Source organism: Streptomyces sp. NBC_01788 (assembly GCF_035917575.1).
In the GTDB taxonomy this organism is placed as follows: Bacteria; Actinomycetota; Actinomycetes; order Streptomycetales; family Streptomycetaceae; genus Streptomyces.
The window spans coordinates 3075796-3098281 of sequence record NZ_CP109090.1 but is presented as its reverse complement, the minus strand read 5'-3'; the positions used below and the strand labels follow the sequence as shown (position 1 = coordinate 3098281).

22 protein-coding genes and 1 riboswitch are annotated in these 22486 nt (G+C 70.8%); of the genes, 14 read left to right on the top strand and 8 right to left on the bottom strand.

Features of this window, described 5'->3' with window-relative positions:
* The first annotated feature begins 5 nt into the window (after positions 1-5).
* Both OIE49_RS14160 and OIE49_RS14155 read left to right on the top strand, forming a co-directional pair.
* On the top strand, positions 6-362 hold the full coding sequence (locus OIE49_RS14160; protein WP_100569281.1) for a GroES family chaperonin: 357 nt from the start codon (positions 6-8) through the stop codon (positions 360-362).
* A 55-nt stretch (positions 363-417) separates the two neighbouring features.
* A riboswitch (guanidine-III (ykkC-III) riboswitch) is annotated at positions 418-485 on the top strand.
* 37 nt (positions 486-522) lie between these two features.
* Entirely contained in the window at positions 523-843 is a 321-nt protein-coding gene (locus tag OIE49_RS14155) for a DMT family transporter (protein ID WP_326802636.1), read from the top strand.
* On the opposite strand, the gene OIE49_RS14150 is transcribed toward OIE49_RS14155, so the two are convergent.
* Entirely contained in the window at positions 821-3640 is a 2820-nt protein-coding gene (locus tag OIE49_RS14150) for a transglycosylase domain-containing protein (protein ID WP_442812235.1), read from the bottom strand. The two genes, OIE49_RS14155 and OIE49_RS14150, sit on opposite strands and share 23 nt — an antisense overlap.
* A gap of 224 nt (positions 3641-3864) precedes the next feature.
* Between OIE49_RS14150 and OIE49_RS14145 the strand changes: the two genes are divergently transcribed.
* The 4 genes from OIE49_RS14145 to OIE49_RS14130 are packed head-to-tail and all read left to right on the top strand — an operon-like array spanning position 3865 to position 7274.
* Complete coding sequence (locus OIE49_RS14145) at positions 3865-4665, top strand: ABC transporter permease (RefSeq protein ID WP_326802635.1); 801 nt, start codon at positions 3865-3867, stop codon at positions 4663-4665.
* Complete coding sequence (locus OIE49_RS14140; protein ID WP_326802634.1) at positions 4658-5500, top strand: ABC transporter permease; 843 nt, start codon at positions 4658-4660, stop codon at positions 5498-5500. Before OIE49_RS14145 ends, OIE49_RS14140 begins: the two co-directional genes overlap by 8 nt.
* Before the next feature lie 52 nt (positions 5501-5552).
* Entirely contained in the window at positions 5553-6575 is a 1023-nt protein-coding gene (locus OIE49_RS14135) for an ABC transporter ATP-binding protein (RefSeq protein WP_326802633.1), read from the top strand.
* Positions 6576-6584: 9 nt separating this feature from the next.
* Complete coding sequence (locus OIE49_RS14130) at positions 6585-7274, top strand: DUF1707 SHOCT-like domain-containing protein (RefSeq protein WP_326802632.1); 690 nt, start codon at positions 6585-6587, stop codon at positions 7272-7274.
* Positions 7275-7326: 52 nt separating this feature from the next.
* Here OIE49_RS14130 and OIE49_RS14125 read toward each other — a convergent pair whose 3' ends face one another.
* Positions 7327-8658: an SGNH/GDSL hydrolase family protein gene (locus tag OIE49_RS14125; RefSeq protein WP_326802631.1), complete on the bottom strand. Its 1332-nt coding sequence runs from the start codon at positions 8656-8658 to the stop codon at positions 7327-7329.
* Positions 8659-8860: 202 nt separating this feature from the next.
* Here OIE49_RS14125 and OIE49_RS14120 point away from each other — a divergent pair, with 202 nt between their 5' ends.
* On the top strand, positions 8861-10180 hold the full coding sequence (locus OIE49_RS14120; protein WP_234375604.1) for a DUF445 domain-containing protein: 1320 nt from the start codon (positions 8861-8863) through the stop codon (positions 10178-10180).
* A gap of 160 nt (positions 10181-10340) precedes the next feature.
* A complete protein-coding gene (locus OIE49_RS14115) occupies positions 10341-11819 on the top strand; it encodes an MFS transporter (RefSeq protein ID WP_326802630.1) in 1479 nt (492 codons plus the stop codon).
* Positions 11820-11843: 24 nt separating this feature from the next.
* Here OIE49_RS14115 and OIE49_RS14110 read toward each other — a convergent pair whose 3' ends face one another.
* Both OIE49_RS14110 and OIE49_RS14105 read right to left on the bottom strand, forming a co-directional pair.
* Positions 11844-12323, bottom strand: a complete 480-nt coding sequence (locus tag OIE49_RS14110; RefSeq protein WP_326802629.1) for a DUF2269 family protein — start codon at positions 12321-12323, stop codon at positions 11844-11846.
* Positions 12324-12424: 101 nt separating this feature from the next.
* Positions 12425-12733, bottom strand: a complete 309-nt coding sequence (locus OIE49_RS14105; RefSeq protein ID WP_326802628.1) for a hypothetical protein — start codon at positions 12731-12733, stop codon at positions 12425-12427.
* 244 nt (positions 12734-12977) lie between these two features.
* Here OIE49_RS14105 and OIE49_RS14100 point away from each other — a divergent pair, with 244 nt between their 5' ends.
* Together OIE49_RS14100 and OIE49_RS14095 are read left to right on the top strand one after the other, a co-directional pair.
* On the top strand, positions 12978-13451 hold the full coding sequence (locus tag OIE49_RS14100) for a carboxymuconolactone decarboxylase family protein (RefSeq protein WP_326802627.1): 474 nt from the start codon (positions 12978-12980) through the stop codon (positions 13449-13451).
* An 89-nt stretch (positions 13452-13540) separates the two neighbouring features.
* Positions 13541-13738, top strand: a complete 198-nt coding sequence (locus OIE49_RS14095; protein WP_326802626.1) for a DUF1737 domain-containing protein — start codon at positions 13541-13543, stop codon at positions 13736-13738.
* Positions 13739-13765: 27 nt separating this feature from the next.
* Here OIE49_RS14095 and OIE49_RS14090 read toward each other — a convergent pair whose 3' ends face one another.
* Positions 13766-14752: an Lrp/AsnC family transcriptional regulator gene (locus OIE49_RS14090; protein WP_326802625.1), complete on the bottom strand. Its 987-nt coding sequence runs from the start codon at positions 14750-14752 to the stop codon at positions 13766-13768.
* Between the two features lie 123 nt (positions 14753-14875).
* Here OIE49_RS14090 and OIE49_RS14085 point away from each other — a divergent pair, with 123 nt between their 5' ends.
* On the top strand, positions 14876-16315 hold the full coding sequence (locus OIE49_RS14085) for an MFS transporter (RefSeq protein ID WP_326802624.1): 1440 nt from the start codon (positions 14876-14878) through the stop codon (positions 16313-16315).
* A complete protein-coding gene (locus OIE49_RS14080) occupies positions 16312-17532 on the top strand; it encodes a M20 family metallopeptidase (RefSeq protein WP_326802623.1) in 1221 nt (406 codons plus the stop codon). The genes OIE49_RS14085 and OIE49_RS14080 overlap by 4 nt, the downstream gene beginning before the upstream one ends.
* A gap of 12 nt (positions 17533-17544) precedes the next feature.
* Here the strand turns inward: OIE49_RS14080 and OIE49_RS14075 are convergent, their stop codons facing one another.
* Positions 17545-19449 carry an FHA domain-containing protein gene (locus OIE49_RS14075; protein ID WP_326802622.1) on the bottom strand — a complete coding sequence of 635 codons (1905 nt, stop codon included), beginning with the start codon at positions 19447-19449 and terminating at the stop codon, positions 17545-17547.
* A 345-nt stretch (positions 19450-19794) separates the two neighbouring features.
* Here OIE49_RS14075 and OIE49_RS14070 point away from each other — a divergent pair, with 345 nt between their 5' ends.
* Positions 19795-20259 (top strand): hypothetical protein, encoded by a 465-nt coding sequence (locus tag OIE49_RS14070; RefSeq protein ID WP_326802621.1) that lies wholly within the window; start codon positions 19795-19797, stop codon positions 20257-20259.
* A gap of 291 nt (positions 20260-20550) precedes the next feature.
* Here OIE49_RS14070 and OIE49_RS14065 read toward each other — a convergent pair whose 3' ends face one another.
* Together OIE49_RS14065 and OIE49_RS14060 are read right to left on the bottom strand one after the other, a co-directional pair.
* Positions 20551-20769, bottom strand: a complete 219-nt coding sequence (locus tag OIE49_RS14065) for a DUF397 domain-containing protein (RefSeq protein WP_326802620.1) — start codon at positions 20767-20769, stop codon at positions 20551-20553.
* Positions 20766-21614 carry a helix-turn-helix domain-containing protein gene (locus OIE49_RS14060; protein ID WP_326802619.1) on the bottom strand — a complete coding sequence of 283 codons (849 nt, stop codon included), beginning with the start codon at positions 21612-21614 and terminating at the stop codon, positions 20766-20768. Before OIE49_RS14060 ends, OIE49_RS14065 begins: the two co-directional genes overlap by 4 nt.
* 222 nt (positions 21615-21836) lie before the next feature.
* On the opposite strand from OIE49_RS14060, the gene OIE49_RS14055 reads away from it, so the two are divergent.
* Positions 21837-22484: an ATP-binding protein gene (locus OIE49_RS14055; protein WP_326802618.1), complete on the top strand. Its 648-nt coding sequence runs from the start codon at positions 21837-21839 to the stop codon at positions 22482-22484.
* Positions 22485-22486 lie beyond the last annotated feature (2 nt).

Sequence of the window (22486 nt, the reverse complement as noted above, 5' to 3'; positions counted from 1 at the left end):
GAGGCGTGAGCGCCAAGAGAACTGAGCACAGCAGCCACGACGACAAGCTGCCCATCCGGATGCTGCACGACCGGGTGCTCGTCCGGCAGGACAAGAGCGAGGGCGAGCGGCGTTCGGGCGGTGGCATCCTGATCCCCGCGACAGCGGCGGTGGGACGCCGGCTGGCCTGGGCCGAGGTCGTCGCGGTGGGACAGAACGTGCGGACCGTCGAGCCGGGTGACCGGGTGCTGTTCGATCCGGAGGACCGCGCCGAGGTCGAGGTGCGCGGAGTCGCGTACGTGCTCATGCGCGAGCGTGATCTGCACGCGGTGGCCGCGGACCGCTTCGAGGGCTCGGAGGACTCCACCGGCCTGTATCTGTAGCGGTACGTACATCGCAAAGGGGCTGGTGACCATGGTCACCAGCCCCTTTGTCGTTCCTTTGCTAGCCTCGGGAGCGACCCGACGAGACGCGCCGTACCGGGATGAACGCAAAGACGACGCACCCCCGTTCCGTCCTCACGTCGTCCCGGAGGTGCCCGTCATGGCCTGGGTCCTGCTCATTCTGGCCGGTCTGCTCGAGGTGGGCTGGTCGATCGGTATGAAGTTCACCGACGGCTTCACCCGCCCCCTGCCCAGCGTTCTCACCGGCGCAGGGATCGTGACCAGCATGATCCTGCTGTCCTACGCCGCCCGTTCCCTGCCCATCGGTACCGCCTACGGCGTGTGGGTGGGCATCGGGGCGGCCGGTGCGGCGGTGGTCGGCATGGCGGTGCTGGGGGAGCCGGCGACCGCCGCCCGGATCTTCTTCGTGTGTCTGCTGCTCGTGGCCGTGGTGGGGCTCAAGGTGACGTCCGGCCACTGAACAGGCCCTGCATGCTGGTGTTCGCGCCGCCGTCGCCGGAGGGGCCCGCGGGCCCGCCCGGGGTGGTGCCGCCCGCTCCGCCGGGCACGCCTCCCTGGCCGCCCGGCTGGGTGCCTCCGACGTCGCCGGACTCCCCGCCGGTGGGATCGCCCGGCGGGGTGCCGCCGCCGGCCCCGCCGGTTGTGGGGTCGCCGCCGTTGGTGTCACCCGTGCCGCCGTCGCCCTGGCCCTGGTTCTGCCCCTGGTCCTGGCTGCCCGGGTCCTGCCCCTGGTCCTGGCCGCCGGTGTCGGCGCCGGGCGTACTGCCGTCGTCCGGACCGCCGTCGCCCGGGTTGTCGCCGGGCTCCGAGGGCGGCGGCTGGATCTGGTCGGCACCCGGCTGGAGCTGGAGGTCGAAGTCGGTGACGGGGGTGTTCTTCAGGGCGTCCCCGGTGTACTGCGCCCAGATCTGGGCGGGCGGGCCGCCGCCGTTGACGCGGGGAAGACCCATGGCGCCGTAGAGCGACTCGTGGCCGGCGGTGTCCGGGTCCTGGCCCATGACCGAGACGACGGTGGCGAGCTCGGGCGTGTAGCCGGCGAACCAGGCCGCCCGGTCCTCCTCGGCGGTGCCGGTCTTGCCGGCCGCGGGCCGGCCGGCGGCCTGGGCGGCGGTGGCGGTGCCGTTCTGGACGACGCTGCGCAGTATCGAGGTGGTGGTGTCGGCGGCCTCGCGGCTGACCGCCTGGGACTCGGTGCGCTTGGGCAGCTCGATCGTGTCGGCGCCGTCCTTGGTGATCTTCTTGATCATCGTGAACGGGGCGTGCTTGCCGTGGTTGGCGACCGTGGCGTAGGCGTCGGCCATGTCGACGACGCTGGCGGTGGCCACTCCGAGCGCGATGGACGGGGTGGCGGTCAGGTCCTTGGTGTCGGCCGGCAGGCCGAGGGCGACGGCGGTGTCCTTGACCTTCTCGGAGCCGACGTCGGCGGCCATCTGCGCGTACACCGAGTTGACGGACTTGTCCGTGGCCTCGCGGACGGTGATGTTGCCGTAGGACCGCTGGTCCTCGTTCTCGGGAGCGTAGGAGCCGCCCCAGCCCTGGACGGGGCGCTTGTTGGTGCCGTCGTAGTAGGTGTTCGGGGTGATCGGGCGGCCGTCCTGGGTGGCGGAGCCGTTCTGCACGGCGGAGGTGAACACGAACGGCTTGAAGGTGGAGCCGACCTGGAAGTCCCGGCGGGTGGCGTTGTTCGTGTACTGCTTCACGTAGTCGATGCCGCCGTACATGGCCACGAGCTCGCCGGTCTTCGGGTCGACGGACGCGGCGCCGGCCCGGACGTAGTTGTCGACCTTGCGGTTCTTCCGGTCGAGCTTGTTCATCACCTGGTCGTCCACGGCCTTGACCAGGGCGTCCTGGTTGCGCTTCTGCAGGGTCGTGGTGATCTGGTAGCCGCCCGCCTCGAGCTGGCTCTCCTCCAGGATCTTGTTCGTGGCCAGGTAGTCCTTCACCGCGCGGACGATGTAGCCGCGCTGCCCGGACATGCCCGTGGGGGCGGTGGCGTCCTTCGGCATCGGGAACTTCATCCCGGCCCGCTGCGAGGCGGGCAGCCAGCCCTTCTTGACCATGCCGTCCAGGACGTAGTTCCAGCGGGCCAGGGCCACGGACTTGTTCTCCGGGTGGGCGACGACGTCGAACTCGCTGGGCGCGTTGACCAGCGCGGCCAGGTAGGCGGCGCGGGCCGGGTCGAGGTCCTTGGCCTTGACGCCGTAGTACGCCTGGGCGGCGGCCTGGATGCCGTAGGCGTTGCGCCCGAAGTAGCTGGTGTTGAGGTAGCCCTGCAGGATCTCGTCCTTGGACTGGGTGCGGTCCAGCTTGATCGAGATGAAGAACTCCTTCACCTTGCGGCTGACCGTCTGCTCCTGGCCCAGGTAGTAGTTCTTCACGTACTGCTGGGTGATCGTCGAGCCGGACTGCTTGCCCTTGCCGAGGGCGGTGTTCCAGCCGGCGCGCAGCATCGCCTTGGGGTCGACGGCGGGCTCGGTGTAGAAGTCGCGGTCCTCGGCGGCGAGCACGGCGTGCTGGGCGTCCTTGGAGACCTGGGCGAGCGAGACGTTCTCCCGGTTGATCTCGCCGTCCCGGGCGATCTCGGAGCCGTCGGCGTACAGGTAGACGTTGGCCTGCTTGACGGCCATGGCGTTGGCCGGCGGGATCTTCACCATGGAGTAGCCGAGGAGGAACGCGCCGATGACCAGCAGCATGGCGGTGAGGAAGCCGCCGAGCACCATCCGCCAGGTCGGCAGGGCGCGGCGCCAGCCGGTGCGCCGGGGCCGTTTGCCCTTCCCGCCGCCCGCCGCGTCCGCGGTCGCGATCCCCGCCTCGTCGGCCGCCGGGCTCCCCGCCGCGTTCGCGGTCGCGTGCGCCGTCGGGCTCATCGGCGCCCTCCCGGTCGCGTTCGGCGTCCGGTTCGGCGTCGTGTTCGCGGTCGGGTAGGCCCTCTGGTTCGGCGTCGCGTTCCCGGTCGCGTTCGGCGTCTGGTCCGGCGTCGCGTCCGCCGTCCGGCCCGGGGGCTCGTTCGCGGCCGCGCTCCCGGTCGCGTTCGCCGTCCGGCTCAGCTTTGCGCTCCCCGTCGCGGTCGCCGTCTCGCCCCTGGCCCCCCTGGCCTCGTACGCCGCCTCGCTCCTTGTCCCGCTTTCCGTCCCGCTTTCCGTCCCGCTCTCCGTCTCGCTTTCCGTCCCGCTCTCCGCCTCGCCCCTGGTCTCGGGTGCCGCCGGTGGCTGGTGGTCGGCCACGCCCTGGTTCGGCTGCTGCGGCTCGTCACTCATGTCGTGCTCGGACTCCTGTTTCACGTCGTACGTCCCCGTACGATCCACGTCGTACGTCCCCGTACGCCCTCATGCGCCATCGGCGCCCCCAGATGAAGACTCTCGCAGCAACCGTTCCGTTCCCGGTCCCGGGCACTGGTCCGGGCCGGAAAATGCGTGGCATGTCACGTCCGGGCGCACTACGCTCTCGCGCTTTCGATGTCTTGGCCTGGGAGGAGACTCACGTGGGCGCTGGACGGTTGTACGCGGCCGTCGCGGCGGGGGGATTCAGACGGTACGCGACGTATCGGGCGGCGACGGCGGCCGGGGTGTTCACCAATACGGCATTCGGGCTGATTCTGGTGTACACGTACCTTGCGCTGTGGGATGTCCGGCCGCACCTGGGCGGTTACGACCAGGCACAGGCGGTGACGTACGTGTGGCTCGGTCAGGCGTTCCTGGCGGCCCTGGCGATCGGCGGGGGCGGCGTCGAGGACGAGCTGATGGAACGCATCCGAACGGGTGACATCGCCGTCGATCTGTACCGGCCGGCCGATCTCCAGCTGTGGTGGCTGTCGGCGGACGCGGGCCGGGCGATGTTCCAGTTGCTCGGCCGCGGGGTGCTGCCCTTCCTGTTCGGCGCGCTGTTCTTCCCGGTGTACCTGCCGTCGGACCCGCTGACCTGGGCGGCGTTCCTCGGCGCGGTGCCGCTGGCGCTGCTGGTGGGCTTCGGGATCCGCTTCCTGGTGGCGATGAGCGCGTTCTGGCTGCTGGACGGCGCGGGCGTGGCGCAGATGGCCGTGCTGGCCGGGTACTTCTGCTCGGGGATGCTGCTGCCGCTGAACGTCTTCCCGGGCGCGCTGGGCGAGGTGGTCCGGGCACTGCCGTGGTCCTCGCTGCTCCAGGCGCCCGCGGACATCCTGCTGGGGCACGCGGACCCGCTCGGCACGTACGTCTTCCAGGGGGCGTGGGCGGTGGCGCTGCTGGCGCTGGGGCGGCTGGTCCAGTCGGCGGCGACCCGGCGGGTGGTGGTGCAGGGTGGCTGAGCCGACCGCGGTCCGGGCGGCCGGCAACCGGCTGGTGGAGGGGCTGCGCGCCTACCGTCTGATCGCCGCGATGTGGATCCGCTCGACGATGGCCTACCGGGCCTCCTTCGTCATGACCACGGCGGGGAGCTTCTTCGCGAACGCGCTGGACTTCGTGGCGATCGTGCTGATGTTCTCCCGTGTGGACGCGCTCGGCGGGTACGCGCTGCCCGAGATCGCCTTCCTGTACGGGCTGTCCGCCACCTCCTTCGGGCTCGCCGACCTGGCGATCGGCTCCATGGACCGGCTGGGGCGGCGGGTGCGCGACGGCACCCTCGACACCCTGCTGGTCCGGCCGGCGCCGGTGCTGGCGCAGGTGGCCGCGGACCGGTTCGCGCTGCGCCGACTGGGCCGGGTGACGCAGGGGGCGCTGGTGCTGGGCTGGGCGCTGGCCCGGCTGAACGTCGACTGGACGCCGCTGAAGCTGCTGCTGATGCCGGTGATGGTGGTCAGCGGCTGCGTGATCTTCTGCGCGGTGTTCGTGGCCGGGGCGGCCTTCCAGTTCGTGGCGCAGGACGCCTCCGAGGTGCAGAACGCGTTCACCTACGGCGGCACCACGCTGCTCCAGTACCCGCCGACGGTGTTCGCCAAGGAACTGGTGCGCGGGGTGACGTTCGTCCTGCCGCTGGCCTTCGTCAACTGGCTGCCCGCGCTGTACGTGCTGGGGCGGCCCTATCCGCTCGACCTGCCCCGGTGGACGGCGTTCACGCCGCCGCTGGTCGCGGTGGTGTGCTGCGCGCTGGCGGGGGCGGTCTGGCGGGTGGGCCTGCGGTCGTACCGCAGTACCGGGAACTGAGACGGCGAAGGCACGAAGGTGAAGGCACGAAGGTGAAGGGACGTAGAGGCGCATGGCGATGACGGCGGACGGCGTGGAGGGCAGGGACAACGCGGGCGATGCGGTCGGCGCGGGCGGTGGTCTCATCGAGGTCGACCGGGTCGAGAAGGTCTTCGACGTACGGAAGAAGACCGGGTTCCTCCGGCGCGAGCGGCGGCAGGTGCGGGCGGTCGACTCGATCTCCTTCAGCGTGGCGCGCGGCGAGATGGTCGGCTACATCGGCCCGAACGGGGCGGGCAAGTCGACGACGATCAAGATGCTCACCGGCATCCTGACGCCGAGCGGCGGCCGGCTGCGGGTCGCCGGCATCGACCCGTCCCGCGAGCGGACCCGGCTCGCCCGGCGCATCGGGGTGGTGTTCGGGCAGCGTACGACCCTGTGGTGGGACCTGCCGCTGATCGACTCCTACCGGCTGATGCACCGCATGTACCGGATCCCCGACGCCCGTTACCGCGACAACCTCGACCGCTGCGTCGAACTCCTCGAACTCGGCGACCTGTTGGACGTGCCGGTACGGCAGCTCTCGCTGGGCCAACGGATGCGCGGCGACATCGCGGCCGCCCTGCTGCACGATCCGGAGGTCCTCTACCTGGACGAGCCGACCATCGGCCTGGACGTCATCAGCAAGGCCAAGGTCCGTGGGTTCCTGCGCGATCTGAACGCCGAACGCGGTACGACGGTGCTGCTGACCACGCACGACCTCCAGGACATCGAGCAGCTCTGCTCGCGGGTGATGGTCATCGACCACGGGCGCCTGATGTACGACGGCCCGCTCACCGGTCTGCACCAGGCGGGCGAGAGCGAGCGCACCCTGGTGGTCGACCTGGAGCGCGAGCTGCCGCCGATCGAGCTGCCGTCGGCGCGCGTGGTGCGGGTCGAGGGGCCCCGGCAGTGGCTGGCCTTCCCGGCGGCCGAGTCGGCGGCGCCTCTGGTGGCGCGGATCGCGGCGGAGTATCCGCTGGTGGACCTGTCGGTGAGGGAGCCCGACATCGAGGCGGTCATCGCGAGGATGTACGCCGAGAAAGCGGTCTCGTAGGCTGCTGCCATGACCGAGGACCTGCCGGAGCTTCGCGCCTCCGACGCCGATCGTGAACGAGTCGCCGAGCAACTGCGGGACGCCGTGGCCGAGGGGCGCCTCGACATGAGCGAGTTCGAGGAGCGGCTGGACGCGGCGTACCGGGCACGCACCTACGGCGAACTCACGCCGCTCACCCGGGACCTGCCCGTGCCCGGGGTGACCGCCCCGGCGGTGAACATGGTCAAGCGGCCCGCGCAGGACGGCAGTTGGGCGTCGCGGGTGGTCGGCGGCGGGGGGACCTCGTCGTGGGCCGTCGCCATCATGGGCGGGTTCGAGCGCAAGGGGCGCTGGACCATGCCCAAGAAGTTCAGCTGCTTCACCTTCTGGGGCGGCGGCGTCGTCGACCTGCGCGACGCCGACTTCGCCGACCACGAAGTCGAGATCAACTGCGTCGCGATCATGGGCGGTGTGGACGTGATCGTCCCGCCCGGCGTCGAGGTCGTGGTGCGCGGCATCGGCATCATGGGCGGCTTCGACCACCGCGAGGAGGGCGTGCGGGGCGAGCCGGGGGCCCCGCGTGTGATCGTGACCGGTGTGGCCTTCTGGGGCGGCGTGAGCATCAGGCGGAAGAACACCGAGGCGGAGCGGCGCCGGCTCAAGGAGGAGCGCCGCCAGGAGAAGCTGGAACGCAGGGCGGAACGCCGCAGGCTCGAATAGCCCCGGCCACACGGCCCGCCGCAGGCTCGATCAGCCGCGGCCGGCCGGCTTCCTATAGCTGCGCCTGCCCCGCCCCGTTCAGCAGGTCCAGCTCGAACGCCTCCGCCATCGTCCGGTACCCCAGGTCACTGGGGTGCAGATGGTCCCCGCAGTCGTACGCGCCGCGCAGCCGCAGCGGATCATGCGGGTCCCGCAGCGCCCGGTCGAAGTCGACCACGGCGTCGAACACCTGCCCGTCCCGGATCTCCGCGTTGACCTGCTGCCGTACCGCCTCCCGGGCGGGCGTGTACATGCGGTACCCCCCGAACGGCATCAGCGTCGCCCCGACGACCGTCAGCCCGCGCGCGTGCGCCCGCGTCACCAGGGTGCGCAGCCCGCCGATGATCAGTTCCGGGTCGGCGCGCCCCGGATTGCGCAGGATGTCGTTGACGCCGAGGTCGATGACGACGACCTTGACCCCGGTCCGCTCCAGCACGTCCCGCTCGAACCGGTTCAGCCCGCTGGGGTTGTCCGAGGGCCGCCCGAGCCCGTCGGCCAGCACCTGGTTGCCGCTGATGCCCTCGTTGACGACGCTGTAGCGCGGCACGTCCCGGCCCGCCTCGACCGCCGCCCGCAGCCGGCCGGACAGGACGTCGGTCCAGCGGCGGTCGGCGCCGACGGTGGAGGTGATGCCGTCGGTGATCGAGTCGCCGAGGGCGACGACCGTGCCGTCGGCCTCGTCGCTGAACACGTCCAGCGCGCTCAGCCAGCGCCAGACCGCCGTCTGCTCGGTGTACGGCGTCCCGGTCACGTCCTCGGTGCGGTCGCCCTGGGCGACGTAGGAGATCTGGCGGGCTTGCGGGTGGTAGGTGACCGGGCCCGACGGGGTGGGGGAGTAGATGGTGACCAGGACGTCGCCGCCCCGCGGTACGGCGATGGACACAGAGTCGCTCATCACCTGCCCGCCGGCCGGTACGACGACCGAGAGGGCGCCGGCGAAGGTGATCCGCCGCATGGTGCGCGTGGCGGCGGCCGCGGTGGCGTCGCCGGCCGCGACGGCGATCGTGGCGTGGGTGACGCGCAGCGGCGAGTGGCCGTAGAGGTTGGACAGCGTGATGCGGGCACTCGTCCCGGCGACGCTCGTGTGCACGACGTTGCGCACCGAGCGGCCCGCCATGCCCGTGGTCTCCGTGCCGGGTTCGGCGGCGGCCGGTGCGGCGGCCCAGGTGGCGACCCAGGTGCCGGCGGCGGCCGGTGCGGCGGAATGGCCCGGCGCGTGGCCGGTGGCCGGGGCGGCGGCCAGGCGGCCGGTGCCGGAGGCGCCGCCGGCGCAGAGGGCGGCGGAAACGACGACGATCAGTGCGACGATCGCGGTCAGCAGGGCGTAACCGTGCCGTCTTGTCATGCTGGTGACGCTCTCCTCGGGCGGAGCCGGCCGGAGCCCCCGGGCTCCGAACTGATGGGCACATGGTGGCGGATGGGCCCGGGAACAATTGACAGGATCCTGCCCAACCCCCCTTCCGACAGACGCCGGGAACTCTTGTTCCGTTCCGGGAGTCGGTCAGGAAGGGACAATTGTGTGCGGTATCACCGAACGGGTGGAGTGGATGGAACAGACGACCCAGGCCGGTCCGGAAACGGCGGACGCCGTCTCTCACCGCGCGATGACCGTGTTCAGCCCCGCCGACGAGGAGCGGCAACGCGGGGTGCGCCGCATGAAGCTGACCGCCGCGGGGCTGCTGCTGTTCGTCGCCGTGGTGTACGTGCTCGCCAAGTGGGGCGAGCACACCGGCGCCGGCGCCTGGACGTCGTACGTCGCCGCGGCCGCCGAGGCCGGCATGGTCGGCGCGCTCGCCGACTGGTTCGCGGTCACCGCCCTCTTCCGCCACCCCCTCGGCCTGCCCATCCCGCACACCGCGATCATCCCCAACAAGAAGGACCAGCTCGGCGTCTCGCTGGGCGAGTTCGTCGGCGAGAACTTCCTCTCCGAGGACGTCGTACGGCAGCGGCTGCGCGCCGTGGGCATCGGCAGCCGCCTCGGTGCCTGGCTCGCCCAGCCGGAGCACGCGGACCGGGTGACCGCGGAGCTGGCGACCGCGCTGCGCGGCGCCCTGGCCGTCCTGCGCGACTCCGACATCCAGGCCGTCGTCGGCGAGGCGATCACCCGCAGAGCCAACACGCAGGAGATCGCGCCCGGCATCGGCAAGCTGCTGGAGCGGGTCGTCGCCGACGGCGGCCACAAACGGGTCGTCGACCTGGTCGTCTCCCGCGCGCACGACTGGCTGGTGCTGCACAGCGACTCCGTGATGGACGCAGTGCAGGGCGGCGCGCCCGGCTGGACCCCGAGGTTCGTCGACAAAAAGGTCGGCGAGCGCGTCTACAAGGAACTGCTGCGCTTCATCACCGAGATGCGGGACATGCCCTCGCACCCGGCGCGCGGCGCGCTCGACCGCTTCCTCACCGACTTCGCCTCCGACCTCCAGTCCGACACCGACACGCGCGGGCGTGTCGAGCGGCTCAAGGGCGAGGTGCTGCGCCGCGGCGAGGTCCAGGACCTGATCGCCTCCGCCTGGACGGCCGTACGGTCCATGATCGTCGCGGCGGCCGAGGACGAGCGCAGCGAGCTGCGCCTGAGGGTCCGCGCCTCGCTGCTGTCCCTGGGCGCCCGGATGGCCGAGGACCCCAAGGCGCAGGGCAAGGTCGACTCCTGGGTCGAGGGTGCGGCGGTCTACGTGGTGACGACCTACCGCAAGGAGATCACCTCCCTGATCACCGACACCGTCGCCGGCTGGGACGCCGAGCACACCACCCGCAAGATCGAGGCCCACATCGGCCGCGACCTCCAGTTCATCCGCATCAACGGCACGGTGGTGGGTTCGCTGGCGGGAGTGCTGATCTATACGGTGACCCGGGCCTTGGGGGCGTAGGGCTGGGCTCCGGCGGTGGGGGGCCATTCTGCTCGTTTGCGGACTTGTCGGCCGAGTTGCCGCTGGGCCGGTCGGCCGTGCGCGGGGCGTGATCCACGCGGTTCGGGGGAACCCGCTTGGCGTTCCGCTCGTCGTGTCGCCGTCGTCGTGGAGGGAGCCCATGGCCACCGCCGAGGCCGAGACCGGCCGTACCGTGACCACCGACATCCCCGCCCGCCTGGACCGCCTTCCGTGGTCGCGCTGGCACTGGACGATCGTCGTCGGTCTCGGCACCGTATGGATCCTCGACGGTCTGGAGGTCACGGTCGTCGGCAACATCGCCAGCCGGCTGTCGGAGCCCGGCAGCGGTCTGTCGATCAGCTCCGCGCAGGTCACGGGCACCGCGGCCGCCCTCTACGTGGCGGGCGCCTGCGTAGGCGCCCTCTTCTGGGGCCGCCTGACCGACCGCTACGGCCGCAAGAAGCTCTTCATGATCACCCTCGCGGTGTATCTGGCGGCCACCGCCCTGACCGCCGTCTCCTTCGAGGCCTGGTGGTTCTTCCTCTTCCGCTTCCTGACCGGTTTCGGCATCGGCGGCGAGTACGCGGCCATCAACTCCGCGATCGACGAGCTGATCCCCGCCGCGTACCGGGGCCGCGTCGACCTGATCATCAACGGCAGCTTCTGGGTGGGTGCAGTCGGCGGCTCCCTGCTGTCGATCCTCGCCCTGAACACCGGCATCCTGGCCGCCGACGTGGGCTGGCGGCTGACGTTCGCGCTCGGCGCGGTCCTCTCCCTGGTGATCCTCCTCGTCCGCAGGCACGTCCCGGAGAGTCCGCGCTGGCTGCTGATCCACGGCAGGGACCGGGAGGCGGAGGAGGTGGTGACCGACATCGAACGCCGGATCGCGGCCGAGCGGGACGAGCCGCTCCCCGAGCCGCACGGCGAGATCACCATCCGCCAGCGCCGTAGCGTGAGCTTCGTCGAGATCGGCCGCACGGTCTTCGCCGCCTACCGCAAGCGTGCCGCCCTCGGCTTCTCCCTCTTCATCGGCCAGGCGTTCCTCTACAACGCCATCACCTTCGGCTTCGGCGCGATCCTGACCAAGTTCTTCCACGTGCCCGCCGACCGCACCGGCTACTACTTCGCCGTCATCGCGGCCGGCAACTTCATGGGCCCGCTGCTGCTTGGCCGCCTCTTCGACACGGTCGGCCGCCGGGTGATGATCTCCTCCACCTATCTGCTGTCCGGCCTGCTGCTGTTCGGCACGGCCTGGCTCTTCGGCCGCGGCACGCTGAGCGCCGGCACGATGACGGCCTGCTGGTGCGTGGTGCTGTTCTTCGCCTCGGCCGGCGCCTCCAGCGCGTATCTGACGGTCTCCGAGATCTTCCCTATGGAGACCCGGGCGATGTCCATCGCCTTCTTCTACGCCCTCGGCACCGCGGCCGGCGGTATCAGCGGCCCGCTCCTCTTCGCCGACCTCACCAGCACCGGCAGGGTCGGCGACACGGTCCTCGCCTTCCAGATCGGCGCGGCGCTGATGTGCGCGGCGGGCCTGGTCGCCGCCTTCCTCGCGGTCAAGGCCGAACGCCGCTCCCTGGAGGACATCGCCACACCGCTGACGGCGGTGAAGACACCGGAGCCGAAGGCGCTGCCCTAGGTGTGCTGTCCCGGCAGGTCGCCGTCAGGCTCCTGTCGTGGAACCCGGCCTGACGATCATCAGGACCGTCACGGCGGCCCACAGCAGGTTGAACATGCCGGTGAACATGGCGAGCCGAACGGTCGCCGTGCGCTCGTCACCGCCCTGCCCCACGGGCCGTTGCTCGTCGAGCGCCTCGGCTATGGCGGTCTGCCGGGGCAGCACCAGCGCGACGAGGACGACGGCGGCGAGCGCGGTGAGCGCGATCGACACGATCAGCCAGGTGTCGCCGAGCACGCCCATGTTCTTGGCCGTGGCCAACCCGAACACCGGGACGGCGACCCCGACGACGGCGTAGACCCGGCAGATGCGCAGCAGCAACAGCACGGTCTGCACCGCCCGCGGATCCTCGGGCGCGGCCAGGGCCTGGCGCGCGGCGGGCGGAAACATGCTGGCGGCGACGGTGACGGGCCCGATGGCGACGATCGCGGCCAGCACGTGCACGGCGAGAAGGAACTTGGTCACGCCCCGACGCTAGACACCCGGCCGATCTTGAAGAAGTGGCGGGAGTGACAGGGGTCAACGGATTCCCGCCACCACCCCGACCCGGCTGCTCCCGACGGGGCCTACCGGGCGTCCCGCCGGTCGGCGACGGCCCAGGAGGTGAGGGCGACCGCGCCCGCGACGGTGAACACGGACGGCCAGGCGCCCATCTTCTTGGCCAGCGGATGCGATCCGGCGAAGGCGGCGACGTAGACGGCGGTGAGCGCCCCTGCCGCCTTCCCGCCGGCCCGCTGCCGCCACTGCCACGCGGACGCGGCCCCGGCGACCGCCAGCACGGCCCCGCCCAACTGCCGCTTCCCGGTCCAGCGGGCCACGCCGTACCCACCGACCAGTCCGCTCGCGGCCACCACTGCCGCAGGAACCTTCGTCATCACTGCCTCCCGCACTCGTAGGACAAAACAGGCTAACCCGCACGTCGGGCGGCGGATCGACGGGGCCCGCCAACCCCGTCCGGTGGTGAGACGCAGGTCGCATCGATTGTCGCGGCGGGTCTGTCACACATCGCGGGCCGCGCCCGTCGTAGGTATGCAAGCGAAAACGAGCGCAGCACAACGAAGCACAGCGAAGCAGGACAAAGCAGAGCGAACTGCTGTGAACAACCACAAGGAGCCCAGGATGGAAGCCCGTCTCAACCTCTTCGGCAACGCCCTCGCGGCCAAGTTCCTCCGTCAGATCAACGCCGCGGGCAAGACGGTGACGGACTCGCCGCTCCCGGCGTCGACCCAGGAACTGGTGAAGATCCGCGCCAGCCAGATCAACGGCTGCGGCTTCTGCCTCGACATGCACACCAAGGAGGCCGCCCACGCCGGCGAGACGGCCGTACGCCTCAGCATGGTCGCCGCCTGGCGCGAGGCCAAGGTCTTCACCGAGGCCGAACGCGCCGCCCTCGAACTGGCGGAGCAGGGCACCCGCCTCGCCGACGCGGCGGGCGGCGTCACCGACGAGGCGTGGGCCGACGCCGCCAAGCACTACGACGAGGACCAGCTGGCGGCCCTGGTCACCCTCATCGCCGTGATCAACGCCTACAACCGCCTGAACGTCATCGTCCAGCAGCCGGCGGGCGACTACGAACCGGGCATGTTCGGCTGACCCGGACCCGAACCCGGCCCCGGCCCCAGCCCCGGTCGACAGGGCGGCCCGCTCACGGACACACCGAGCGGGCCTGAGACCCTTCCCCCATGACCACACCACCAGACGGACTGCCCCGCTACCGCGTCCTGACCGGCCCGGACGACGCCTCGTTCTGCCGGCGCGTGAGCGAGGCGCTCGACCTCGGCTACCGACTCCACGAAGGCCCCGCCCTCACCTTCGACGGCGAGAACGTCGTCGTCGCCCAGGCGGTGGTCTGGCCGGTGGGGCCGGGGGAGCGGGCGTAAGGGCCGTGCGGCCGGGGCCGGGGCCGGTCAGACGACCACCCCGGCCCTCTTGTACGAACGCAGCAACAGCGCCGCCTCCGCCCCCGTCACCCCGTCCAGCTCCGCGAACACCCGCGTCGTGAAGTCGTGCACGTCCTGGGCCGAGCGGTGGCTGGAGTAGCCGAGAACGTTCGCCCGGCCGGTGGTGATGACCAGGTGCCGTACGTCGGACTCACGGGCCAGGCGGCGCACGGCCACCTCCAGCGCGCGGTGCTCGACGGAGAGCCGGAAGCGGGCCTCGACGGGGAAGCCCAGCACCCCGGGCTCGGCGTGCAAACGCAGGTGCAGCACGTGCGAGTCCATGAGCCGGGCGAGCCTGCGCCGGGCCGTGGTCTCGCTCACGCACAGCTCGCGGGCGAGCCGGGCCATGGGCATGCGCGCGTCCCGCTCCAGCAGAGCCACCAGATGGCGGTCGAGCTCGTCGATGACCAGCGGCTCGGGCAGGACACCGCCCTCGGCGACGCGACGGCGGGACGGAGTGGGCTCCTGGCGGTACGGGTCCCAGTCGTTGGCGGTCAGCAGGAGCCGCAGGACCACCGCCGTGTGCACGTCGGTGACGCCGGGTATGCCGGCGATCGACCCGTCCACCGTGCTCAGGAGCTGCCCGGGCCCCGGCACGAGGACCTCGGCCAGCACCTCGGGCGAGCCGGTGGCCACGTCCACGGAGCGTGTGTCCGGGCGGCGCGCGAGCGCGAGGGCCACCGCGTGCAGCTTCCCCGGCGCGCAGCGCACCGCCAGTTCCACGACCAGTCCCTCGCCCAGGTACTCGGGCACCAGGAACGCCGTGAACCGCACCAGGCCGGAGCCGATGAGCCGGTCCAGCCGGCGCGCGACGGTGCGCTCATGCACGTCGAGGCGGCCCGCCACATCCGCCCAGGCGGCTCTCGGCTCGCGGGCCAGCAGCCGGAGGATGGCGTGGTCCAGCGCGTCCAGGGCCGACGGCACCGCTTCGCCGGGCTTGACCGAATCCGCCAACGATCACCTCTCAAATGCTTGTTTCCACTGAATCTTCGGGGATTCATTGCCGAGACTAAGTCGTTCGGGCGACCTTGAGTGGCACTTTCCGCCAGCCACTTTTCGTGAACAGGTGCGGCTTCCATGAACGACACCCCGATCCTCGCCCCTTCGCCCGCGAGATCCGCCCTCCGCCCGACCCCGGTCGCGGCGGTGATCGTCTCCCTGGTCCTGGTGGAGCTGTCCAGCGGCATCACCCAGGGCTTCCTGGGCCCGCTGCTGAAGGGGCTCACCACCACCCTGCACGTGAACGTCGCCCAGCTGAACTGGATCAGCATCGCGAACCTGCTCTCCAGCGTCGCCTTCACGCCCATCCTGTCCCGGCTGGGCGATCTGCACGGCCACCGCCGCGTGCTGCGCTGGAACCTGGCCATCGTCCTGACGGGCTCGCTCCTGGTGGGGCTGAGCCGGTCGTTCGGGATGCTGCTCGCGGGGCAGGTGCTCCAAGGAGCGTTCGCCGGGTTCTTCCCGCTGCTCGTCGGCATCCTGCGCAACCGGCGCACCGCCGACGAGAGCCGGCGCGGCATCAGCTTCATGGTGGCCGCGCTGGTCGGCGGGCTCGCACTGGGCACGGTGAGCAGCGGCCTGATCGCCGAGTACGTGGCGGTGCCGACCGCCGCGCTGTGGGTGCCCGCCGTCGCGGTGGGTCTCGCCCTCGCCGTCACCTGGCCGCTGCTGCCGGAGACCGAGGAACGGCCGGGCGGGTCCGCGGACTGGCTCGGCGCCGGACTGCTGTGCGTCGGGCTCGTCGCCATCACGCTGGGACTCGGGCAGGGCGGCGCGCCCGGCTGGGAGTGGACCTCGGCGAAGACCCTGGGCTGTCTGGTCGGCGGCCTGCTGGTGACCGCCGTGTGGGTGCTGGCCGAGCTGCGGACCTCGGCGCCCGTCACGGACGTGCGCCTGTTCCGGCGCCGCAACGTCGTCGTGGTCGCGATCGTCACCCTGACCTTCAGCTCCTGCATGCTCGGTCTGCTGGTCGCCAACCCGGTGTTCCTGAGCACCTCGCGGGCCGAGGCGGGCTACGGGCTCGGGCTCACCCCGCTGGCCACCGCGTTCGCGCTGCTGCCGAACATGCTGGCGCTGGTGCTCGGCGCCCTGGTCGCGCCCGTCGTCGCCGCACGGCTCTCCGACCGGCGGACCCTGTTCGCGGGCTCGCTGCTGATGGCCGCCGGGAACCTCGCCGTGTACTTCTCCCACAGCAGCCTCGTGCCCTACCTGGCCTGCACCGCCGTCGTCGGTCTCGGCAGCGGGCTGCTCCAGCACTCCACCCGGACCCTCGCCGTCGAGGCCGTACCGCACGATCAGACCTCGGTGGGCTCCGGCATCAACGAACTCCTCATCAACGTCGGCGGCTCGCTGGGCGCCGCCGTGGTGCTCTCGGTCTTCGCCGCCGAGACCGTCGCGGGCAGGCCGCTGCCCACCGTCACCGCCTACACCCACGCCTGGGCGATCTGCGCCGCCGTGTCCCTCGCGGGCGCGCTCGTCTCCCTGCTCTACCGCCGCCCCGTGAAGGAGGCCCTGTGACCAGCGCCGACCCTGTGGCCGGCTTCGGAGGAGGCCCCGTGACCGGCGCGCGGCTGAAGCAACGCTGCCGCGACACCCTCACCCGCGCGCAGGACCGGATCCTCGCGCTCAGCCACAGCCTGCACGCCGAGCCGGAGCTCGCCTACGAGGAGCACCGGTCCGCCCGGAAGATCGCCGACCTGGTCGAGGGTGCGGGCTTCGCGGTCGAACGAGGCGTGTGCGACCTGCCGACCGCGTTCACCGCGACCGCCGGCTCCGGAGACCTGGTCATCGGGATCTGCGCCGAGTACGACGCCCTGCCCGGCATCGGCCACGCCTGCGGCCACAACGTCAACGGCGCCGCCGCCACCGCCGCCGCCCTCGCGCTCGCCTCGGTCGCCGACGACATCGGCGTCACCGTCAGACTCCTCGGCACACCCGCCGAGGAGTACGGCGGCGGCAAGGCCGACATGCTGCGCGGAGGGGCCTTCGACGACGTGGCCGCGGCGATGATGGCCCACGCCGCCCCCACCGACGCCATCGGCATGACCTCGCTCGCCATCAGCAGCTGGAAGGTCGCGTACACCGGCCGTACCGCGCACGCGGCGGCGATGCCGCACCGCGGGGTGAACGCCGCCGACGCGATGATGATCGCGCAGGTCGCGATCAGCGCCTACCGGCAGCAGATGACGCCCGGCGCGGTCGTCTCCGGCATCGTCACCTCCGGCGGCGAGGCACCCAACGTCATCCCCGGCCGCACCACGGCGGATTACGACTGCCGCGCCGAGACGATCGACGAACTGCGGGAGCTGCAGACCCGGGTGCGCGCCTGTTTCGAGGCGGGGGCACTGGCGACGGGCGCCGAGCTGGCGCTCGAAACGGTCGGCAACGACTACGCCGATCTGCGGCAGGACCTGGACATGTGCGCGCTGTACCGCGAGGCGGCGGGCGACCTCGGCCGCACCGTGCCGCCGCGCGATCCCCGGCTGCGCGGCGGCTCGACGGACATGGGCAACGTCTCGCAGATCGTGCCGTCCATCCATCCCATGATCGGCTACGACTGCGGCGACGCGATCATGCACAACCCCGAGTTCACGCGCTACGGCACGACCGCGAGCGCGGACCTCGCCGTCCTGGACGGCGGGCTCGCCATGGCCTGGACCGCGCTGGGCCTGGCGACCGACGAGGAGCGGCGGAGCCGGTTGCTGAAGCGACTGGCCGAGCGCGGCCGTCGCTAGTTCCTGTGGTCCTCAGGCATTGAGACGGGGATCGGGCTGCTTCATGACGGGTGCCGGCGAGGAGATCTGCCGGTAGAAGATGTCGATGTCCACCTCTTCGCCGCCGACGGTCAGGGTGTCCCAGGCGCCGCTCGCGAGCAGGGTGCGGACGGTCTCCGGCCTCAGTTTCCGCAGGTGGTCGCGGAGGGTCGCGTCGTCCGGCATGCCGGGGACCCGCGGTGAGAGGCGGTCGCGGATCTCCCGCAGCCGGTCCATGAACGCGTCGAGGCCCGCCTCGTCCGCCTTGCCGGCCGCGCCGTTCGCAGCGTCCGGCGCGGCCGCCTCGATGCTCTGCGCGATCGTGTCCTTGATCGCGCAGGTGTCGCCCTGCTCGTCGGTGGTGACCATCGCGTTCCAGGCGCGGCTCTTGTGCCGGTACTGGAGCATCGACATCGCCGCCTCGTGACGGACGAAGTCGGCGTCGCGGAAGGCCTTCCCCCGCCAGGCGTTGCTGAGGGAGCGCGCGAGCGAGATGGCCGACGCGAGGCCGCTGTTGAGCCCGCGTCCCGGCCAGAAGTGGATGGCGTTGGCCGCGTCCCCGAGCAGGAACCCGTACGTTCCCGGGGTGGCGGCCGTCGCGGAGTGGAGCCGGGCGGTGAAGCGGGGCCGCTGCACCATGTCCAGGCGGAACCCGGTGACGGCGCTCAGGTTCTCCTCGGTGACGCCGAAGAGGACCAGGCCCTCCAGTACGCGCTTCCACAGGGCGGAACCCTTGACCAGGGCGGGCAGGAACAGCGTGCCATGGGTCGAACAGCGGAAGTCGCCCTCGTCGTTGCGGCCCATGAGGCAGGGTCGCGAGGCGACACACTGCTCGAACACGTGCCGCACGGGGTCGACCCCGATGACCTCCTGGGCCTCGGCGTCGGTCAGGCGCATGTTCAGGAAGCCCTCGCCGCTGAGGGAGTTGAGCAGGAAGCGGTTCTGGGCCACCGTCAGCAGGACGGCCATGGGGTCCGGCAGGTCGGACTTCACGCGCAGGCCCAGCACGACGTCCTGGACGTGGTGGCCGTTCAGGGAGTAGATCGACGCGTCGGGGGCGCCGAACTTGTCGGCGAGGTGGTCCCGGGTCCGCGAACGGCCGCCCTCGCAGATGGCGAGCACGTGGTCCTTGACCACCGCCTCACGCTGCTCGGCCGGGTCGAAGCGGCTGGGAACGAGCCGGATCCGGTCGGACTTCTCGTTCGCCATCTCGAGGAGTACGTCCTCGACGTAGGCGATCCGGATGTTCCGCGGGCCGTAGCCCTGCACGGAGTCCGGCCCGGCCGGCCACATCTCGGTGTACGCGCCGGCGCCGAACAGGCGCTCCTGGACCTCCTCGGGGAGGTTCAGGTACTGGCGGCTCTGGACGGTCACGACCTGCTGCCGCCGGACGTTGCCCTGTGCCTCGTTCTTCCAGACGACCCGCGAACCGTCCTCGGTCCAGCGGCCGTCGTACATCGTGATGGCCACACGACGGCCCATCAGGTGCTCCAGCAGCAGGGCGAAGCTCAGCCCCACGGGCCCGCCGCCGGAGACGGTGACGTTCAGGACCGGGCCCGGCGCGACGGTCACGAGCGGGCCCAGGACATCTGTGATCGTCTCCATCGACTCGGGGATCTCGAAGCCGAAGACCTCGTCGCCGATGGTGATCTCGTCACCGGAGGCAAGGACGTGGGACGTCACCTTATTGCCGTTGACCAGCGTCCCGTTGCGGCTTCCGCGGTCGTACAGGACGTAGCGGCCCGCCTCGCGCAGCACCTCCGCGTGCAGGCGCGAGGCCCGCCCGCTGGCGATCACGACACTGCTGTCACTACTGCGCCCGAAGGTGACCGGCGCGGCGCCGACAGGGAACCGCCGCCCGGCCAGCGGCCCCACACGCCCGGTGATCGAAGCCGGCATGGCCACTCCCCCTTGGATCTGTCCGTACTGGCCCTCGGCCCACCTCGGCGTGCGCGGTCCCGAAATCCGACAGCTCGGCACAGACAGCCATGGCCCCCCACGCCCGTTGCCGCAGCCCTCGACGGGCGGCTTCCAGGTTCGCCCCAAGGTCGCCCCCGCGCAAGGCCGCACGACAGGAAGGTGCAGATCAGGCGTGGTGTGGCGGGTGGGTCGCAGGAGAACTCCCGGTATCGGAGAGGCCGCTGTTGAGACCGGCGCCGGCTCGTATGCACCATGGGAAGTCGCGCATTCCCGATATATCCCAAATCGCGGAGACGGTGACCACTCCGATGCCACAGTCCGGGCATGGTTTGGACAACGCTCATTGGTGTAGGAGCCGGTGGCCTCATCTTCTTCCTGGCCCAGCACTCGTTGGGGCGCGCCGCGGAGCGGGCCGAGGTGCGGCGCACCACGCGTGAACGCGACGAGACGCGACGCAACGAACAGCTCACCCACCTCGTAGCCTTCTTGGCAGCAGTGCAGGCGGCCGAACGGGTCGCCGTGGACCGCTATCACCACCATGAGGCCGACGAGCAGTGGGAAGCGCGCGCCCGACAGGCCGTCGACAGGGTGTGGGTGACGCAGAAGACGATCCACATGGTGTGCGCACGCGAGGTGAACGAGGCGGCCCGGGGAGTCGCGTTCGCGGTTCGCGACGTGATCAGAAACGGCCCCGACGACTCCGGAGAACCGCAGGACGAGAAGGTCTGGGCCTCTATCCGTCCAAGCCGGCAGGTGTTCCTCGACGTCGTGCACGACCACTTGGAGTAAGAACGGGCCCGGTACCTCTTTACCTAGTCGCTGGAGACCATTTGCGACCAGATTCCCCAGATCCTTGTAACTCCATGCCCAGTGGAGCGCAGCGTTCTCATGGGAGTCTGTGCGGCGCCCATCGCGAAGTCCCGCCCCGGCCTGCCAGCCAGGACGCCGGCGAGGACCCCGGCGGTGCATGCGAACACCACGGACTGTCACTTGGGAGCGCGGCCTCGAAGACGTTGTAGTGCGATTGCTTCGTCCATTGCACACCAACGTTTCCCTGCTGCTGGTGCCGCTACCTGCAGATCAAAGGCGCTCGAGCCATCCTTCGCGCAGTGCGCCCGTGAAGGCGCGCCACGCCGGCGACGCGATCGTCGCGACGGAAGCGCCGCCGAGCTTGGTGTCACGTACGAGTACCTGCTCACCGGCGTGAGCGCACTCCACGCATTCGCCTCCGGCGCCGTTGCTGTAGCTCGACCTGACCCATGGTCCCGGAGCCTCTGCGCCGCTGAGGTCGACGTTCACCGTCCGTACTCCTTCACAACGCTTTTGATCAACTGGATCGTTCGCCGTGGGCTCAGGGCCGCCGCCCTCAACTCGTCGAACGCTCGGGTGTACTCACGGACATGAGGTTCCCCTTCCAAGTACATCGCATCCGTGATGCCGTCCCGGTACACGATGTCGGGGTCTTCCGGATCGGGGAAGCCCAACATGGTGAACGGTCCCGTGGTCGGGCAGGTGCCGGCGTCGAAGGGGAGTACCTGCAACGTCACACTTGGCTGCTCCGCCGCCTCCAGTACGTGCTCCAGTTGTGCCCGCATCAACTCCCGTTCGCCGACGACTCTGCGCACCGCACCCTCGTTCACGATGAACCAGCAGTCGGGAGCACCGGGGGCACTGAGCATGGACTGGCGCTCCAGCCGTACCCGCACCGCCCGATCGATGTCCTCGGGAGGCATGTACGAACCGCACGTGTGCAGTTCCCGGGCGTAGGCCTCGGTCTGCACGAGACCGGGCAGGACTTCCGACTGGTACTGGCGCAGCGTGGACGCATCCTGTTCGAGGCCGATGTAGATCGAGAACCACTCGGGCACTCCCGACCCGTGGACCTGCCACCAGCCGCGCGTCTTGGCCTGTCGCGCCAGGGACTTGAGGAACTCCCGAAGTTCGTCGCCGGTGTCGTAGAACCGGCACAACGCGTCGATGTCGGAGGGCTGGATTCGCCCGCTGCCGGTCTCCATCCGGTTGACCTTGGAGCCGCTCCAGTCCAGGGCCGCCCCGACCTGGGCGCAGGTCAAGGTGTTCTTCTCCCGGAGCTTCTTCAGCTCGATGGACAGGCGACGGCGGCGTGCCGTCGGTGATCCGGCCATCTGGACCCCTTCATGTCGAAACAGCGTTCAGTCTCTGCGCCAAGGGTGCGGATCGCCAATCACCCGATGGTGGGATTCTCTCCGTGCACATTGCACGGCGGGATTCGCGCCGGCCATCCTGACGGTGAAGGACGACCGATGTGGGGCCGGACCGAAGCGCCGGCGTCCGCACGGACCCGCGAGCGACGAAGGGTTGGCTCGGAAGTGATCCCAGGTACATGCATGGTGAGAACGCCGTGGACCGTGGAGTTCACGGCTCTGGAGGAAGAGGTGGCGGTCCTGCGTCGCAGAGTGCGCGAACACCTCGGCAATTGGGGACTGCGAGACCTCGTGGACGAGGCGCAGCTCTGTGTGAGCGAACTCGTGGCCAACGTCATCACCCACGTCGGCGCAGGAACGCCCACCACCCTCGCCGTCCTGATGAACGGTTCATCCCTGCGTATCGAGGTCCACGACCCCGACACCCGGGCGCTGCCCACCCTCGTGGCCGCAGAAGTCGATGGCGAGGGCGGGCGAGGCATGGCGCTCGTCGAGGCGATCACGGACCGCTGGGGCGTCCAGCTTCGCGAGGACCGCAAGGTGACGTGGTGCGAACTGGCCACGGGACTGCCCCAAATTGCCGGCGACGGGCACGACCCGTCGGTGACGCGGGCCGAGGCGCTGTTGAACATGTACGCGACGTTGAGGCCGCAGTTCTGCTCCTACGAACGCGGGCCCGGCAGGGTGAGCCGGGCGGTGGCGGAGGAGTCCGTGATCGACGTGATCACGGACTTCCTCCGCTGGCTCCGAGCTCACGGCTGTGACGTGGAAGAGGTGCTCGACCACGCGCAGAGTCGCTTCGAGACCGCTCTGTCGGCGAGCGGGCGGTGAGA

What these genes read in the sequence shown, in the direction of transcription:
- OIE49_RS14085 (WP_326802624.1), top strand. Translation starts at nt 14,876, where the DNA reads ATGAACGACACCCCGATCCTCGCCCCTTCGCCCGCGAGATCCGCCCTC.
- OIE49_RS14095 (WP_326802626.1), top strand. Translation starts at nt 13,541, where the DNA reads ATGACCACACCACCAGACGGACTGCCCCGCTACCGCGTCCTGACCGGC.
- OIE49_RS14100 (WP_326802627.1), top strand. Translation starts at nt 12,978, where the DNA reads ATGGAAGCCCGTCTCAACCTCTTCGGCAACGCCCTCGCGGCCAAGTTC.
- OIE49_RS14070 (WP_326802621.1), top strand. Translation starts at nt 19,795, where the DNA reads ATGGTTTGGACAACGCTCATTGGTGTAGGAGCCGGTGGCCTCATCTTC.
- OIE49_RS14130 (WP_326802632.1), top strand. Translation starts at nt 6,585, where the DNA reads ATGACCGAGGACCTGCCGGAGCTTCGCGCCTCCGACGCCGATCGTGAA.
- OIE49_RS14150 (WP_442812235.1), bottom strand. Translation starts at nt 3,640, where the DNA reads ATGAGTGACGAGCCGCAGCAGCCGAACCAGGGCGTGGCCGACCACCAG.
- OIE49_RS14120 (WP_234375604.1), top strand. Translation starts at nt 8,861, where the DNA reads ATGGAACAGACGACCCAGGCCGGTCCGGAAACGGCGGACGCCGTCTCT.
- OIE49_RS14060 (WP_326802619.1), bottom strand. Translation starts at nt 21,614, where the DNA reads ATGGCCGGATCACCGACGGCACGCCGCCGTCGCCTGTCCATCGAGCTG.
- OIE49_RS14055 (WP_326802618.1), top strand. Translation starts at nt 21,837, where the DNA reads ATGGTGAGAACGCCGTGGACCGTGGAGTTCACGGCTCTGGAGGAAGAG.
- OIE49_RS14135 (WP_326802633.1), top strand. Translation starts at nt 5,553, where the DNA reads ATGGCGATGACGGCGGACGGCGTGGAGGGCAGGGACAACGCGGGCGAT.
- OIE49_RS14105 (WP_326802628.1), bottom strand. Translation starts at nt 12,733, where the DNA reads ATGACGAAGGTTCCTGCGGCAGTGGTGGCCGCGAGCGGACTGGTCGGT.
- OIE49_RS14115 (WP_326802630.1), top strand. Translation starts at nt 10,341, where the DNA reads ATGGCCACCGCCGAGGCCGAGACCGGCCGTACCGTGACCACCGACATC.
- OIE49_RS14155 (WP_326802636.1), top strand. Translation starts at nt 523, where the DNA reads ATGGCCTGGGTCCTGCTCATTCTGGCCGGTCTGCTCGAGGTGGGCTGG.
- OIE49_RS14125 (WP_326802631.1), bottom strand. Translation starts at nt 8,658, where the DNA reads ATGACAAGACGGCACGGTTACGCCCTGCTGACCGCGATCGTCGCACTG.
- OIE49_RS14075 (WP_326802622.1), bottom strand. Translation starts at nt 19,449, where the DNA reads ATGCCGGCTTCGATCACCGGGCGTGTGGGGCCGCTGGCCGGGCGGCGG.